This is a genomic window from Pseudomonas sp. URMO17WK12:I6 (assembly GCF_003253625.1).
Classification (GTDB): domain Bacteria; phylum Pseudomonadota; class Gammaproteobacteria; order Pseudomonadales; family Pseudomonadaceae; genus Aquipseudomonas.
Map to the genome: position 1 here is coordinate 1 of NZ_QKYZ01000007.1, position 15,645 is coordinate 15,645.

The window sequence follows — 15,645 nt, forward strand, 5'->3', positions numbered from 1 at the left end:
GCACAAACTATCGCATACCCAATTTGCTGAAGCGTCGAAAGACGGTTCGGTACCCGAATTTCTTGACGACCATAGAGCATTGGAACCACCTGATCCCATCCCGAACTCAGAAGTGAAACGATGCATCGCCGATGGTAGTGTGGGGTTTCCCCATGTGAGAGTAGGTCATCGTCAAGATTAAATTCCGAAACCCCTATCTGCGTATGCAGGTAGGGGTTTTGTTTTGCCCGCAGGAAAACTGACGTTTAGGGTTTCTATGCAACTGCTCGGTGCATGGCTATCATGCGGGCCTCATTGTGAGGCGAGACTTGCATGCTGACGTTGTTAAAGCTTCTTAAGGATGGTCGATTCCATTCGGGCCAGGCCCTGGGCGTCGCCTTGGGCGTCAGTCGTAGCGCTGTATGGAAGCAGCTTCAGCATTTGGAGGCTGAGCTCGGCTTATCCATTCATAAAGTGCGCGGTCGCGGCTATCAGCTGGCTGCGCCATTGACGCTGCTTGATCCTGTCGAGATATGCGCGCGTGAGCCTTCCTGTGAGTGGCCCATCCTGGTCCTCGACTCAATTGACTCTACCAATGCTGAAGCTTTGCGCGCTATCGAGCGTGGCCAGATCGCGCCATTTCTGGTGCTTGCCGAGCGGCAAACGGCCGGTCGCGGACGGCGTGGACGCAAGTGGGTGAGTCCGTTCGCAGAAAACATCTATTACAGCCTGGTGTTGCGCATTGAGGGTGGGATGCGGCAACTGGAAGGCTTGAGTCTAGTTGTTGGGCTCGCCGTACTGCAGGCCTTGCGAGAGCTTGGTATTTCAGGCGCGGGTTTGAAGTGGCCTAATGATGTTCTGGTTGGTCAGAAAAAAATTGCTGGAATATTGCTCGAATTAGTGGGCGATCCTGCAGATGTGTGTCACGTAGTGATCGGTGTCGGGATCAATGTGAACATGCAGATGACTGATGAGGTTGACCAGCAGTGGACGTCCATGCGGCTCGAGTCGGGTAAGGCGGTTGATCGCAATCACCTGGTTGCGAAGTTGGGGGTGATGCTCCGGGCCTACTTGAGTCGCCACCAGGTCGACGGATTTCCGGCTATCCGGGCGGAGTGGGAGCAAAATCATCTATGGCAGGGGCGCGCCGTGTCGTTGATTGCTGGAGCTAGTCAGATAGATGGAGAGGTGTTGGGTATCGATGGTCAGGGTGCCTTGCGCTTGAAGGTGGATGGCGTGGAAAAAGTCTTTAGTGGTGGTGAGCTCAGCCTGAGGTTGCGTGATGATACTTGAGCTCGATTGTGGAAACAGTTTCATCAAGTGGCGTGTGCTCGGCGCGGATGTCGGGCGGGTGGTTGGTGAGGGTGTCGTTGATTCGGATCTCGCGCTGCTTGAGAGTTTGAAGGGGCTCAAGGGGCTCGCTCTCAAGCATTGTCGGTTAGTGAGTGTCAGAACCGCTGAAGAAACCGGAGCCTTGATCTCTTCGTTGACAGAGGCTTTCGGCGTTTCCGTGGTGTGTGCCACACCGGCTCGCGAAATGTCCGGGGTTCGTAATGGCTATGAAGAGTTCGAGCGGCTAGGACTTGATCGCTGGCTTGCAATGCTCGGAGGATTTCACCTGGCTCCAGGTGCTTGTCTGGTGCTCGACTTCGGTACCGCGGTCACTGCTGATTTTGTCGCTAGGGATGGCGAGCATCTTGGAGGCTTCATCTGTCCGGGAATGCCCTTAATGCGTAACCAGTTGCGTACTCATACCCGTAGAATCCGCTATGGCGACCTTGCTGCCGAGCGCGCTTTGGAGAGTCTTGTTCCTGGGCGTACTACCGTCGAGGCGGTCGAGCGAGGTTGTGTGCTGATGTTGAGGGGCTTTGTTCAGGCTCAGCTAGATTTGGCGCGCAGCTATTGGGGGGGGGATTTCGCTGTATTCCTCACAGGAGGAGATGCTGATCTGGTCTCCGAGATTGTGCCTGGGGCCAGGGTGGTTCCAGATCTGGTGTTTGTAGGGTTGGCTATGGCGTGTCCCTTGTCTTGAGGTTTTTATGCGTTGGTTGTTCCTGCTGCTGCTTGTTCTCAATGTGTTCTATTACGTCTGGCACCAACAGGAGGCCCCGCTTCGCGCGAAGGATGTGACCCCCTTGAGTATGTATCGGGGCTCTCAGCAGGACATTCGTTTGTTGAGTGAGGCGACTGATACGACCCGAGATAAAGGAAAATCCACGCAGACAGAAAGCAGTTGTCTCTATCTGGGCGGTTCTGCCCGGCAGGAAGTCGCTCAGGCAATCGAGCATCGATTGAGTGGCATGGACATCAAGTTTCAGCCCTTGCCGAAGGATCTCCCTGAATATGCGGGTTACTGGGTGCGTGTGGCGCCGGAAAGCCGGCGTTTGCTGGATGACTTGCAGTTGCAAAGCCTTTCTAAAGAATTCAATGAGTTAAAACATAAAATAATGCCGTGTGAGGGGGTTGCACCTGTCGAATAGTTTGCATAGAATGGCGCCCGCTTCGCAGTGAAGACCTTTTAAAGGTGGACGGTGCGAAGCGAGGTCAACGCAGCTAACCTCAGGTTTTTAATGAGAAAATGCTTGACAGAAGGCTGGCATAGTATAGAATGCCGGCTCGCTTAGGAGGGGTTCCCGAGCGGCCAAAGGGATCAGACTGTAAATCTGACGTCTACGACTTCGAAGGTTCGAATCCTTCCCCCTCCACCATTTTTAGCGAGAGCTGCAAGCTCCGCGGGTATAGTTTAGTGGTAGAACCTCAGCCTTCCAAGCTGATGATGCGGGTTCGATTCCCGCTACCCGCTCCAGGTTTGCAGGTCCTGCAAAGTGTTACGCTCTTGTAGCTCAGTTGGTAGAGCACACCCTTGGTAAGGGTGAGGTCAGCGGTTCAAATCCGCTCAAGAGCTCCATATAACAAGGCAGATATGAAAATATCTGCCTTTGTTTTAATGGCTTGTAGATGCGCGTTGTTGCCTGAGAGGGTGTTGTGCATCTTTGGTGCTGGTGTGCATGGCCAGGATCGATGAGTAAATTGTTGTAAAGTCTTTTTCGGGCCGGCATAATGGTCGGCCTGATTTTGTTTTAGGTCAGTAGCTCAATTGGCAGAGCGACGGTCTCCAAAACCGTAGGTTGGGGGTTCGATTCCCTCCTGACCTGCCAGATTCACCAGGTGTGTCTGGCTTTCTTTTCACAGGATCTTCATAGATGACTCCTAAAGCTGAAGCTCAAGGCTCTCGCTTCGATCTACTCAAGTGGCTGGTAGTAGTTGCTTTGGTGATTGTTGGCGTTGTTGGCAATCAGTATTACTCTGCTTCGCCGATCCTGTACCGCGTGCTCGCTTTGCTGGTCATTGCTGCTGTAGCTGCCTTTGTAGGCCTGCAGACGGTTAAGGGCAAGTCTTTCTTTGTACTGGTTAAGGAAGCGCGCACCGAGATTCGTAAAGTCGTTTGGCCAACTCGCCAAGAAACTACGCAGACCACGTTGATCGTTGTGGCTGTTGTTCTGGTTATGGCGTTGCTGTTGTGGGGGCTTGATTCCCTGCTCGGTTGGCTTGTTTCCTTGATCGTCGGCTAAGGGTGTCCCGTGGCTAAGCGTTGGTACGTTGTGCATGCTTACTCCGGTTACGAGAAGCATGTCATGCGTTCGTTGATCGAGCGCGTAAAGCTGGCTGGCATGGAAGATGGCTTCGGCGAAATTCTGGTTCCCACTGAAGAAGTGGTTGAGATGCGTAATGGCCAGAAGCGCAAAAGCGAACGCAAATTCTTCCCTGGTTATGTGCTGGTTCAGATGGATATGAACGAGGGTACTTGGCACTTGGTCAAGGATACTCCTCGGGTGATGGGCTTCATCGGTGGTACTGCCGACAAGCCTGCACCAATCACAGATAAAGAAGCAGAAGCGATTCTGCGTCGCGTTGCTGATGGTAGCGACAAGCCGAAGCCGAAGACGTTGTTCGAGCCGGGTGAGTCGGTACGTGTCAACGACGGGCCGTTTGCCGATTTTACCGGCACGGTTGAAGAGGTTAACTACGAAAAGAGCCGGATCCAAGTGGCGGTGCTCATTTTCGGTCGCTCTACTCCGGTAGAGTTGGAGTTCAGTCAGGTCGAAAAGGTCTAGCTGAGCAAGCATCCCAACCCCGCAGCCCTAGGCTGTGGGGTTTTGTCGTCACTGGGATAAACGCGCAAGTAACCGGGGAGCCTTTCGAGGCGTTTGAACCCGTAATTGGAGTGCCTCATGGCCAAGAAGATTACCGCTTACATCAAGCTGCAAGTGAAGGCCGCTCAGGCTAACCCAAGCCCACCTGTTGGTCCTGCTCTGGGTCAGCACGGCGTGAACATCATGGAATTCTGCAAGGCTTTCAACGCCCGTACTCAGGGTCTTGAGCCAGGTCTGCCGACTCCAGTGATCATCACTGTCTACAGCGACCGTAGCTTCACGTTCGAAACCAAATCCACTCCTGCTTCGGTTCTGCTGAAGAAGGCGGCTGGTCTGACTAGCGGTTCCGCTCGTCCGAACACCGTTAAGGTTGGCACTGTGACTCGTGCTCAGCTGGAAGAAATCGCGAAAACCAAAAACGCGGATCTGACTGCAGCTGATATGGAAGCAGCCGTGCGTACTATCGCCGGTTCTGCTCGTAGCATGGGCCTTAACGTGGAGGGTGTGTAATGGCTAAGCTGACCAAGCGTCAAAAGGCTATCGCCGGCAAAATCGAAGCAGGCAAGGCCTACAACTTTGTAGACGCTGCTGCTCTGCTGTCCGAGCTGTCGACTGTCAAGTTCAGCGAGTCGTTCGACGTAGCTGTGAACCTGGGTGTTGACCCGCGTAAATCCGACCAGGTCGTTCGTAGCGCTACCGTGCTGCCGCACGGTACCGGCAAGACCGTTCGCGTTGCTGTGTTCACTCAGGGTCCAGCTGCCGAGGCCGCTCTGGCTGCCGGCGCTGACCGTGTAGGTATGGACGACCTGGCTGCCGAAATGAAAGGCGGCGACCTGAACTATGACGTAGTGATCGCATCCCCGGATGCAATGCGCGTTGTAGGTCAGTTGGGTCAGATCCTCGGTCCACGTGGTCTGATGCCTAACCCTAAAGTCGGCACAGTAACTCCAGACGTAGCTACCGCGGTTAAAAACGCCAAGGCTGGTCAGGTTCGTTATCGCACCGACAAAAACGGCATCATCCACACTTCCGTTGGCAAAGTCGGCTTCGATGCCGTCAAGCTGAAGGAAAACGTTGAAGCCCTGATCGCTGATCTGAAGCGTATCAAGCCAGCTTCCTCGAAAGGTATTTACGTCAAGCGCGTTACCCTGAGCACTACTATGGGCCCAGGTCTGGTCATCGACCAGGGTTCGCTCGACGCGTAAGACGCAGGTTGGCGCAAGTAATTGCGCCAATTGAAAGATTGGGGTCCCTGCCTGGCGGGGGCTATCCAAGACCGTAGGCGACGCAAGTCTTAAACCTCAAGCCTACGCAGATGGTGCTCCCGGTTCCTTACCGAATCAGACACCAAAACGACATCCGGTTTCGACTGGATGAAACGGTAACAAGCAGGAGTTAAACCCGTGGCAATTAAACTCGAAGACAAGAAGGCCATCGTCGCTGAAGTCAACGAGGCTGCCAAAGTCGCTCTGTCCGCTGTCGTGGCTGATGCCCGTGGCGTAACAGTAGGCGCGATGACCGGACTCCGTAAAGAGGCTCGTGAAGCTGGCGTTTATGTACGTGTCGTACGTAACACCCTGCTCAAGCGCGCTGTTGCTGACACTGAATTCAGTGTCCTCAACGACGTGTTCACCGGCCCTACCCTGATTGCATTCTCCAAAGAACATCCAGGCGCTGCTGCCCGGATTTTCAAAGAGTTCGCCAAGGGTCAGGACAAGTTCGAGATCAAGGCAGCTGCGTTTGATGGCAAGTTCCTTGCCGCTAACCAGATCGACGTGTTGGCTACCCTGCCGACCCGCGACGAAGCTATTGCGAAACTGATGAGCGTGATCCAAGGCGCTACCAGCAAGCTGGCTCGTACCCTGGCAGCCGTTCGCGACCAGAAAGAAGCTGCTGCTGCCTAAGGCACAGCGAGACCTTTCAAAATCATATGTTTAATTTGATGGCTGCGTAAGCTGTCACCCCAATACAGGATTCAAGTCATGTCTCTGACTAACGAACAAATCATCGAAGCAATCGGCCAGAAAACCGTTCTGGAAGTTGTTGAGCTGATCAAAGCAATGGAAGAAACCTTCGGCGTTACCGCTGCTGTTGCTGCTGCTGGTCCAGCTGCTGCTGCCGCTGTTGTTGAAGAGCAAACTGAATTCAACGTCATGCTGACCGAAGCTGGCGAGAAGAAAGTTAACGTGATCAAGGCTGTACGTGAACTGACCGGTCTGGGCCTGAAAGAAGCCAAGGCTGTAGTTGACGGCGCTCCTGCCATGGTTCTGGAAGCTGTTGCCAAAGACGCAGCTGACAAAGCCAAAGCAGCTCTGGAAGAAGCAGGCGCTAAAGTCGAGCTGAAATAAGCATCGACTTTGCTCCTCCAGCCCGAGCGTTAAGCGAAAGGCTGATGGCTGGTGGCTCTTGCCACCGGCCTTTTTCCGTTATTGGCAGCCGACTGGGTCGGTGCTGGTAACGAGCTGTATCCACCCGATGTGGTGGCGCAAACCATGGGGTTTGCACGATTTTCTGGCTGCTCCCGTCGGGAGGGGCCAAACAAGCAGGTGACCAAGCTGGGGAACGCTGATGGCTTACTCATATACTGAGAAAAAACGTATCCGCAAGGACTTTAGCAAGTTGCCGGACGTCATGGATGTGCCGTACCTCCTGGCCATCCAGCTGGATTCGTATCGTGAATTCTTGCAAGCGGGAGCGACTAAAGATCAGTTCCGCGACGTGGGCCTGCATGCGGCCTTCAAATCCGTTTTCCCGATCATCAGCTACTCCGGCAATGCTGCGCTGGAGTACGTCGGTTATCGCCTGGGCGAACCGGCATTTGATGTCAAAGAATGCGTATTGCGCGGTGTAACTTACGCCGTACCTTTGCGGGTAAAAGTGCGCCTGATCATTTTCGACAAAGAATCGTCGAACAAAGCGATCAAGGACATCAAAGAGCAAGAAGTCTACATGGGTGAAATCCCCCTGATGACTGAGAACGGTACCTTCGTAATCAACGGTACCGAGCGTGTAATCGTTTCCCAGCTGCACCGTTCCCCGGGCGTGTTCTTCGACCACGACCGTGGCAAGACGCACAGCTCCGGCAAACTGCTGTACTCCGCGCGCATCATTCCTTACCGCGGTTCGTGGTTGGACTTCGAGTTCGACCCGAAAGATTGCGTATTTGTGCGTATCGACCGTCGCCGCAAGCTGCCTGCATCGGTACTGCTGCGCGCGCTGGGCTATACCACTGAAGAAGTGCTGGACGCGTTCTACACCACCAACGTCTTCCATGTGCAGGGTGAAAACCTCAGCCTGGAACTGGTGCCTCAGCGCCTGCGTGGTGAAATTGCTGTCCTCGATATTCAGGATGACAAAGGCAAGGTTATTGTCGAGCAAGGTCGTCGTATCACCGCTCGCCACATCAACCAGCTGGAAAAAGCCGGGATCAAAGAGCTGCAAGTGCCTCTGGACTACGTCCTGGGTCGCACTACCGCCAAGGTCATCGTGCATCCGGCTACCGGCGAAATCCTGGCAGAGTGCAACACCGAGCTGAACACCGAAATCCTGGCAAAAATTGCCAAGGCGGGCGTTGTTCGCATCGAAACTCTGTACACCAACGATATCGACTGCGGTCCGTTCGTCTCCGACACCCTGAAGATCGACTCCACCAGCAACCAATTGGAAGCGCTGGTCGAGATCTATCGCATGATGCGTCCAGGCGAGCCGCCAACCAAGGACGCTGCCGAGACACTGTTCAACAACCTGTTCTTCAGTCCTGAGCGCTATGATCTGTCTGCGGTCGGCCGGATGAAGTTCAACCGTCGTATCGGTCGTACCGAGATCGAAGGTTCGGGCGTGTTGTGCAAAGAAGACATCGTCGCGGTTCTGAAGACTCTGGTCGACATCCGTAACGGTAAAGGCATCGTCGATGACATCGACCACCTGGGTAACCGTCGTGTTCGCTGCGTAGGCGAAATGGCCGAGAACCAGTTCCGCGTTGGCCTGGTACGTGTTGAGCGTGCGGTCAAAGAGCGTCTGTCGATGGCGGAAAGCGAAGGCCTGATGCCGCAAGACCTGATCAACGCCAAGCCAGTGGCTGCGGCGGTGAAAGAGTTCTTCGGTTCCAGTCAGCTGTCCCAGTTCATGGACCAGAACAACCCGCTGTCCGAGATCACCCACAAGCGTCGTGTCTCTGCACTCGGCCCAGGCGGTTTGACTCGCGAACGTGCAGGCTTCGAAGTCCGTGACGTACACCCGACTCACTACGGTCGTGTATGCCCGATTGAAACGCCGGAAGGTCCGAACATCGGTCTGATCAACTCCCTGGCCGCCTATGCGCGCACCAACCAGTACGGCTTCCTCGAGAGCCCGTACCGCGTGGTGAAAGACGCTCTGGTCACCGACGAGATCGTTTTCCTGTCCGCCATCGAAGAAGCTGATCACGTGATCGCTCAGGCTTCGGCCACGATGAACGACAAGAAAGTCCTGATCGACGAGCTGGTAGCTGTTCGTCACTTGAACGAGTTCACCGTCAAGGCGCCGGAAGATGTCACCTTGATGGACGTGTCGCCGAAGCAGGTAGTTTCGGTTGCTGCGTCGCTGATCCCGTTCCTCGAGCACGACGACGCCAACCGTGCGTTGATGGGTTCGAACATGCAGCGTCAAGCTGTACCAACCCTGCGTGCTGACAAGCCGCTGGTAGGTACCGGCATGGAGCGTAACGTGGCTCGCGACTCCGGCGTTTGCGTCGTGGCTCGTCGTGGCGGCGTGATCGATTCCGTCGACGCCAGCCGTATCGTGGTTCGTGTTGCTGATGATGAAGTTGAAACCGGCGAAGCTGGTGTCGACATCTACAACCTGACCAAGTACACCCGCTCCAACCAGAACACCTGCATCAACCAGCGTCCGCTGGTGAGCAAAGGTGATCGGGTTCAGCGCAGCGACATCATGGCCGACGGTCCGTCCACCGATATGGGTGAACTGGCTCTGGGTCAGAACATGCGCATCGCGTTCATGGCATGGAACGGCTTCAACTTCGAAGACTCCATCTGCCTGTCCGAGCGTGTTGTTCAGGAAGACCGTTTCACCACGATCCACATCCAGGAACTGACCTGTGTGGCGCGTGACACCAAGCTTGGGCCAGAGGAAATCACTGCAGACATCCCGAACGTGGGTGAAGCTGCACTGAACAAGCTGGACGAAGCCGGTATCGTTTACGTAGGTGCTGAAGTAGGCGCAGGCGACATCCTGGTAGGTAAGGTCACTCCGAAAGGCGAGACCCAACTGACTCCGGAAGAAAAACTGCTGCGTGCGATCTTCGGTGAAAAAGCCAGCGACGTTAAAGACACCTCCCTGCGTGTGCCTACCGGCACCAAGGGTACTGTCATCGACGTACAGGTCTTCACCCGTGACGGCGTTGAGCGTGATGCTCGTGCACTGTCGATCGAGAAGACTCAACTCGACGAGATCCGCAAGGACCTGAACGAAGAGTTCCGTATCGTTGAAGGCGCTACTTTCGAACGTCTGCGTTCCGCTCTGGTCGGCCACAAAGCCGAAGGCGGCGCCGGTCTGAAGAAAGGTCAGGAAATCACCGACGAAGTTCTCGACGGTCTTGAGCACGGCCAGTGGTTCAAGCTGCGCATGGCTGAAGATGCTCTGAACGAGCAGCTCGAGAAGGCTCAGGCCTACATCGTTGATCGCCGCCGTCTGCTGGACGACAAGTTCGAAGACAAGAAGCGCAAGCTGCAGCAGGGCGATGACCTGGCTCCAGGCGTGCTGAAAATCGTCAAGGTTTACCTGGCAATCCGTCGCCGCATCCAGCCGGGCGACAAGATGGCCGGTCGTCACGGTAACAAGGGTGTGGTCTCCGTGATCATGCCGGTTGAAGACATGCCGCACGATGCCAATGGCACCCCGGTCGACGTCGTCCTCAACCCGTTGGGCGTACCTTCGCGTATGAACGTTGGTCAGATCCTTGAAACCCACCTGGGCCTCGCGGCCAAAGGTCTGGGCGAGAAGATCAACCGGATGGTCGAAGAGCAGCGTAAGGTTGCTGAACTTCGCACCTTCCTGGACGAGATCTACAACCAGATCGGCGGTCGTAACGAAGATCTGGATAGCTTCTCCGACCAGGAAATTCTGGATCTGGCGAAGAACCTGCGTGGCGGCGTTCCAATGGCCACTCCAGTGTTCGACGGCGCCAAGGAAAGCGAAATCAAGGCCATGCTGAAACTGGCAGACCTGCCAGAAAGCGGCCAGATGCAGCTGACCGACGGCCGTACCGGCAACAAGTTCGAGCGCCCGGTTACTGTTGGCTACATGTACATGCTGAAGCTGAACCACTTGGTAGACGACAAGATGCACGCTCGTTCTACCGGTTCGTACAGCCTGGTTACCCAGCAGCCGCTGGGTGGTAAGGCGCAGTTCGGTGGTCAGCGTTTCGGGGAGATGGAGGTCTGGGCACTGGAAGCATACGGTGCTGCTTACACTCTGCAAGAAATGCTCACAGTGAAGTCGGACGATGTGAACGGCCGGACCAAGATGTACAAAAACATCGTGGACGGCGATCACCGTATGGAGCCGGGCATGCCCGAGTCCTTCAACGTGTTGATCAAGGAAATTCGTTCCCTCGGCATCGATATCGATCTGGAAACCGAATAACACGTGACGCGAATCGAGAGCGGGGCAGGATTGCCCGCTCTCTGCTCCGCCAGGAGGAAAGGCCTTGAAAGACCTACTGAATTTGCTGAAAAACCAGGGTCAAGTCGAAGAGTTCGACGCCATCCGTATTGGATTGGCATCGCCTGAGATGATCCGTTCGTGGTCGTTCGGTGAAGTTAAAAAGCCGGAAACCATCAACTACCGTACGTTCAAACCTGAGCGTGACGGCCTGTTCTGCGCCAAGATCTTTGGCCCGGTAAAGGATTACGAGTGCCTGTGCGGTAAGTACAAGCGCTTGAAGCACCGTGGTGTGATCTGCGAGAAGTGCGGCGTTGAAGTCGCGCTGGCAAAAGTTCGTCGTGAGCGCATGGCGCACATCGAGCTGGCCTCGCCAGTAGCCCACATCTGGTTCCTGAAATCGCTGCCGTCCCGTATCGGCTTGCTGATGGACATGACCCTGCGTGATATCGAGCGCGTTCTCTACTTCGAGAGCTATGTCGTTATCGATCCAGGCATGACCACCCTTGAAAAGGGTCAGCTGCTCAACGACGAGCAGTACTTCGAAGCGCTGGAAGAGTTCGGCGACGATTTCGATGCCCGCATGGGTGCCGAAGCTGTCCGTGAACTGCTGCACGCTATCGACCTGGAGCACGAGATTGGCCGTCTGCGTGAAGAGATTCCGCAAACCAACTCCGAAACCAAAATCAAAAAGCTGTCCAAGCGTCTGAAGTTGATGGAAGCCTTCCAGGGTTCCGGCAACCTGCCAGAGTGGATGGTGCTGACCGTTCTGCCGGTTCTGCCGCCAGATCTGCGTCCACTGGTCCCATTGGATGGCGGTCGTTTCGCGACTTCCGACCTCAACGATCTGTATCGTCGAGTGATCAACCGTAACAACCGTTTGAAGCGCCTGCTTGATCTGTCCGCTCCGGACATCATCGTGCGCAACGAAAAGCGTATGTTGCAGGAAGCCGTCGACGCACTGCTCGACAACGGTCGTCGTGGCCGCGCTATCACCGGTTCCAACAAGCGTCCTCTGAAATCCCTGGCTGACATGATCAAGGGTAAGCAAGGTCGTTTCCGTCAGAACTTGCTCGGTAAGCGTGTTGACTACTCCGGTCGTTCGGTAATTACCGTAGGTCCGACCCTGCGTCTGCACCAGTGCGGTCTGCCGAAGAAGATGGCTCTCGAGCTGTTCAAACCGTTCATTTTCGGCAAGCTGGAAATGCGTGGTCTTGCTACCACCATCAAAGCGGCCAAGAAGATGGTTGAGCGTGAGCTGCCAGAGGTTTGGGACGTTCTCGCTGAAGTGATTCGCGAACACCCGGTTCTCCTCAACCGTGCACCGACCCTTCACCGTCTGGGTATCCAGGCGTTTGAACCGGTACTGATCGAAGGTAAGGCTATCCAGCTGCACCCTCTGGTCTGTGCTGCGTACAACGCCGACTTCGACGGCGACCAAATGGCCGTGCACGTACCGCTGACGCTGGAAGCCCAGCTGGAAGCGCGTGCGTTGATGATGTCGACCAACAACATTCTGTCGCCAGCCAACGGTGAGCCGATCATCGTTCCTTCGCAGGACGTTGTATTGGGTCTGTACTACATGACTCGTGAAGCGATCAACGCCAAAGGCGAAGGTCGTGTGTTCGCGGATCTGCAGGAAGTTGACCGTGTGTTCCGTGCCGGCGAAGCCGCACTGCACGCCAAGGTCAAGGTGCGGATCAACGAAACCGTGAACGATCGTGATGGCGGCAGCGTGACCAACACTCGTATCGTCGATACTACCGTCGGCCGTGCGCTGTTGTTCCAGGTTGTGCCAAAAGGTCTGTCCTTCGACGTCGTCAACCTGCCGATGAAAAAGAAAGCGATCTCCAAGCTGATCAACCAGTGCTACCGCGTGGTTGGTTTGAAAGAGACCGTGATCTTCGCTGACCAGTTGATGTACACCGGTTTTGCCTATTCGACCATCTCCGGCGTTTCCATCGGTGTTAACGACTTCGTTATCCCGGATGAAAAAGCCCGCATCATCGGTGCCGCCACCGACGAAGTGAAAGAGATCGAAAGTCAGTACGCCTCCGGCCTGGTAACCCAGGGCGAGAAGTACAACAAAGTGATCGACCTTTGGTCCAAGGCGAACGACGAAGTATCCAAGGCGATGATGGCCAACCTCTCGAAAGAGAAAGTCATTGACCGCCATGGCGTCGAAGTTGACCAGGAATCCTTCAACTCGATGTACATGATGGCCGACTCGGGCGCACGGGGTTCTGCTGCGCAGATCCGTCAGCTCGCCGGTATGCGTGGCCTGATGGCCAAGCCGGACGGTTCCATCATCGAAACGCCGATTACTGCGAACTTCCGTGAAGGCTTGAGCGTACTTCAGTACTTCATCTCTACTCACGGTGCTCGTAAAGGTCTGGCGGATACCGCGTTGAAAACTGCGAACTCCGGTTACCTGACTCGTCGTCTGGTAGACGTGGCGCAGGATCTGGTTGTGACCGAGATCGATTGCGGTACCGAACATGGCCTGGTAATGACTCCGCACATTGAAGGCGGTGACGTTGTTGAGCCGTTGGGTGAGCGCGTATTGGGTCGTGTCATTGCCCGTGACGTATTCAAGCCAGGTACCGAGGAAGTTATCGTTCCTGCCGGCACTCTGGTAGACGAGAAGTGGGTCGAGTTCATCGAGCTGAACAGCATCGACGAAGTGATCGTGCGTTCGCCGATCAGCTGCGAAACCCGCTATGGCATTTGCGCCAAGTGCTACGGTCGTGACTTGGCTCGTGGTCACCAGGTGAACATCGGTGAAGCGGTCGGCGTTATCGCTGCCCAGTCCATCGGTGAGCCGGGTACCCAGCTGACCATGCGTACGTTCCACATCGGTGGTGCGGCAAGCCGGACCTCCGCAGCCGACAGCGTTCAGGTGAAGAATGGCGGTACCGTCCGTCTGCATAACCTGAAGCACGTTGAGCGAGTGGACGGTTGCCTGGTTGCTGTGTCCCGTTCCGGTGAGCTGGCAATCGCTGATGACTTCGGTCGTGAGCGTGAGCGCTACAAGCTGCCGTACGGTGCTGTGATTTCGGTTAAAGAAGGTGACAAGGTCGACGCTGGCGCAATCGTGGCCAAGTGGGATCCGCACACTCACCCAATCGTTACCGAAATGAAAGGTACCGTGACCTACGTGGGCATGGAAGAAGGCATCACGATCAAGCGTCAGACTGACGAATTGACCGGTATGACCAACATTGAAGTACTCGACGCCAAAGACCGTCCAGCTGCCGGTAAAGATATCCGTCCTGCTGTGAAGATGGTTGATGACAACGGCAAGGATCTCTTGCTGCCGGGTACCGACGTAATTGCTCAGTACTTCCTGCCTGCTAACGCCCTGGTCGGTGTAGCGGACGGTGCGAAAATCGCGATCGGTGATGTTATCGCTCGTATTCCGCAAGAGACTTCGAAGACCCGTGACATCACCGGTGGTCTGCCGCGTGTTGCCGACTTGTTCGAAGCTCGTCGTCCGAAAGAAGCCTCGATTCTGGCTGAAGTCAGCGGCACCATCGCGTTCGGTAAAGAGACCAAAGGCAAGCGCCGTCTGGTTATCACCCCGAACGACGGTAGCGATCCGTACGAAGAGCTGATTCCGAAGTGGCGTCACCTGAACGTCTTCGAAGGCGAACAGGTAAACCGCGGCGAAGTTATCTCCGACGGTCCGAGCGATCCACACGACATCCTGCGTCTGCTGGGTGTGAGTGCGCTGGCCAAGTACATCGTGAACGAGATCCAGGACGTTTACCGTCTGCAAGGCGTGAAGATCAACGACAAGCACATCGAGACCATCCTGCGTCAGATGCTGCGTAAAGTTGAGATCGCTGAATCCGGCGATTCCAGTTTCATCAAGGGCGACCAGATGGAATTGACTCACGTGCTGGTAGAGAACGAGCGTCTGAGCAATGAAGACAAATTTGTCTCCAAGTTCACTCGCGTTCTGCTGGGTATCACCAAGGCGTCGTTGTCCACCGAATCGTTCATCTCGGCGGCTTCCTTCCAGGAAACCACTCGCGTACTGACCGAGGCGGCGGTAACCGGCAAGCGCGATTACCTGCGCGGCTTGAAAGAAAACGTGGTCGTGGGTCGTCTGATCCCGGCCGGTACCGGTCTGGCTTATCACAGCGAGCGCAAGCGCCGCCGTGATGCTGACAAACCGTTGCGCGTGAGCGCCAGTGAAGTGGAAGCTGCACTGACCGAAGCGCTGAACTCGAGCGGTAACTGAGTTCTGCGGTAGTAAATGAGTGCAGGCCCTGATCGCTCCGTTCATCCAGTCGAGACAATTTGTCGAGGTTGGATGGGGGGAGAGGTCGGGGCCTTGCCTTGACTGGGGGCAAGATCCTCTTTAGACTCTTGTACCCCTAAATTTGGCGGGGATTCGTTCCTGCCATTTTGCTTTTCTTGCAAGACAATAGCGTCGCAAGACAACAGTGGAGCTAGTAGATGGCAACTATCAACCAGCTGGTACGTCAGCCGCGTAAGCGTATCGTCGAGAAATCCGACGTGCCTGCGCTGCAGAACTGCCCGCAACGTCGTGGCGTATGCACCCGTGTGTATACCACTACGCCGAAAAAACCTAACTCGGCACTGCGTAAAGTATGCCGTGTGCGTCTGACCAACGGTTTCGAGGTTTCCTCGTACATCGGCGGTGAAGGCCACAACCTGCAAGAGCACAGCGTGGTACTGATCCGCGGCGGTCGTGTAAAAGACTTGCCAGGTGTTCGTTACCACACCGTTCGCGGCTCTTTGGATACTTCCGGCGTTAAAGGTCGTAACCAAGGTCGTTCGAAGTACGGTACCAAGCGTCCGAAGTAATAGTCGCTTGCAGCAA

12 protein-coding genes, 4 tRNA genes and 1 rRNA gene are annotated in these 15,645 nt (G+C 55.4%); all 17 read left to right on the plus strand.

Annotated elements, in window-relative coordinates:
* Positions 1 to 61 precede the first annotated feature (61 nt).
* The 17 genes from rrf (at position 62) to rpsL (ending at position 15,629) form a co-directional block, all read left to right on the plus strand.
* Positions 62 to 177, plus strand: a 5S ribosomal RNA gene (rrf, locus tag F475_RS14110).
* 135 nt (positions 178 to 312) lie between these two features.
* Positions 313 to 1,272, plus strand: coding sequence for a bifunctional biotin--[acetyl-CoA-carboxylase] ligase/biotin operon repressor BirA (gene birA / locus F475_RS14115; protein WP_018925649.1), 960 nt, complete (start codon positions 313 to 315; stop codon positions 1,270 to 1,272).
* A complete protein-coding gene (locus F475_RS14120) occupies positions 1,262 to 2,011 on the plus strand; it encodes a pantothenate kinase (RefSeq protein WP_111454175.1) in 750 nt (249 codons plus the stop codon). The genes birA and F475_RS14120 overlap by 11 nt, the downstream gene beginning before the upstream one ends.
* A 7-nt stretch (positions 2,012 to 2,018) precedes the next feature.
* Positions 2,019 to 2,459: a hypothetical protein gene (locus tag F475_RS14125; RefSeq protein ID WP_064620713.1), complete on the plus strand. Its 441-nt coding sequence runs from the start codon at positions 2,019 to 2,021 to the stop codon at positions 2,457 to 2,459.
* Positions 2,460 to 2,602: 143 nt separating this feature from the next.
* A tRNA-Tyr gene (locus F475_RS14130) sits at positions 2,603 to 2,687 on the plus strand.
* Positions 2,688 to 2,711: 24 nt separating this feature from the next.
* Positions 2,712 to 2,785 (plus strand) — tRNA-Gly (locus F475_RS14135).
* Between the two features lie 26 nt (positions 2,786 to 2,811).
* Positions 2,812 to 2,887: transfer RNA gene (locus tag F475_RS14140), tRNA-Thr, on the plus strand.
* Between the two features lie 174 nt (positions 2,888 to 3,061).
* Positions 3,062 to 3,137: transfer RNA gene (locus tag F475_RS14145), tRNA-Trp, on the plus strand.
* A 45-nt stretch (positions 3,138 to 3,182) separates the two neighbouring features.
* Positions 3,183 to 3,551 carry a preprotein translocase subunit SecE gene (gene secE, locus F475_RS14150; protein ID WP_007933728.1) on the plus strand — a complete coding sequence of 123 codons (369 nt, stop codon included), beginning with the start codon at positions 3,183 to 3,185 and terminating at the stop codon, positions 3,549 to 3,551.
* A gap of 9 nt (positions 3,552 to 3,560) precedes the next feature.
* Positions 3,561 to 4,094: a transcription termination/antitermination protein NusG gene (gene nusG, locus F475_RS14155; protein ID WP_007933727.1), complete on the plus strand. Its 534-nt coding sequence runs from the start codon at positions 3,561 to 3,563 to the stop codon at positions 4,092 to 4,094.
* A gap of 117 nt (positions 4,095 to 4,211) precedes the next feature.
* Complete coding sequence (rplK, locus tag F475_RS14160; RefSeq protein ID WP_007933726.1) at positions 4,212 to 4,643, plus strand: 50S ribosomal protein L11; 432 nt, start codon at positions 4,212 to 4,214, stop codon at positions 4,641 to 4,643.
* Positions 4,643 to 5,338 (plus strand): 50S ribosomal protein L1, encoded by a 696-nt coding sequence (gene rplA, locus F475_RS14165; RefSeq protein ID WP_007933725.1) that lies wholly within the window; start codon positions 4,643 to 4,645, stop codon positions 5,336 to 5,338. The genes rplK and rplA overlap by 1 nt, the downstream gene beginning before the upstream one ends.
* A gap of 198 nt (positions 5,339 to 5,536) precedes the next feature.
* Positions 5,537 to 6,037 (plus strand): 50S ribosomal protein L10, encoded by a 501-nt coding sequence (gene rplJ / locus F475_RS14170; protein ID WP_018925653.1) that lies wholly within the window; start codon positions 5,537 to 5,539, stop codon positions 6,035 to 6,037.
* A gap of 78 nt (positions 6,038 to 6,115) precedes the next feature.
* The gene (gene rplL, locus F475_RS14175) at positions 6,116 to 6,481 is read left to right on the plus strand and encodes a 50S ribosomal protein L7/L12 (protein ID WP_018925654.1); all 366 of its coding nucleotides are present in this window, start codon (positions 6,116 to 6,118) and stop codon (positions 6,479 to 6,481) included.
* Positions 6,482 to 6,701: 220 nt separating this feature from the next.
* Positions 6,702 to 10,775: a DNA-directed RNA polymerase subunit beta gene (gene rpoB, locus F475_RS14180; protein WP_018925655.1), complete on the plus strand. Its 4,074-nt coding sequence runs from the start codon at positions 6,702 to 6,704 to the stop codon at positions 10,773 to 10,775.
* A 64-nt stretch (positions 10,776 to 10,839) separates the two neighbouring features.
* Entirely contained in the window at positions 10,840 to 15,039 is a 4,200-nt protein-coding gene (rpoC, locus tag F475_RS14185) for a DNA-directed RNA polymerase subunit beta' (protein ID WP_007933713.1), read from the plus strand.
* Positions 15,040 to 15,257: 218 nt separating this feature from the next.
* Positions 15,258 to 15,629: a 30S ribosomal protein S12 gene (gene rpsL, locus F475_RS14190; RefSeq protein ID WP_003186084.1), complete on the plus strand. Its 372-nt coding sequence runs from the start codon at positions 15,258 to 15,260 to the stop codon at positions 15,627 to 15,629.
* The last annotated feature ends 16 nt before the right edge of the window (positions 15,630 to 15,645 follow it).

Bases quoted from the DNA above. Each gene is read 5' to 3' on its own strand.
- rplK (WP_007933726.1), top strand. From the start codon at position 4,212: ATGGCCAAGAAGATTACCGCTTACATCAAGCTGCAAGTGAAGGCCGCT.
- secE (WP_007933728.1), top strand. From the start codon at position 3,183: ATGACTCCTAAAGCTGAAGCTCAAGGCTCTCGCTTCGATCTACTCAAG.
- F475_RS14125 (WP_064620713.1), top strand. From the start codon at position 2,019: ATGCGTTGGTTGTTCCTGCTGCTGCTTGTTCTCAATGTGTTCTATTAC.
- rpoB (WP_018925655.1), top strand. From the start codon at position 6,702: ATGGCTTACTCATATACTGAGAAAAAACGTATCCGCAAGGACTTTAGC.
- F475_RS14120 (WP_111454175.1), top strand. From the start codon at position 1,262: ATGATACTTGAGCTCGATTGTGGAAACAGTTTCATCAAGTGGCGTGTG.
- rplA (WP_007933725.1), top strand. From the start codon at position 4,643: ATGGCTAAGCTGACCAAGCGTCAAAAGGCTATCGCCGGCAAAATCGAA.
- rplL (WP_018925654.1), top strand. From the start codon at position 6,116: ATGTCTCTGACTAACGAACAAATCATCGAAGCAATCGGCCAGAAAACC.
- rpsL (WP_003186084.1), top strand. From the start codon at position 15,258: ATGGCAACTATCAACCAGCTGGTACGTCAGCCGCGTAAGCGTATCGTC.
- birA (WP_018925649.1), top strand. From the start codon at position 313: ATGCTGACGTTGTTAAAGCTTCTTAAGGATGGTCGATTCCATTCGGGC.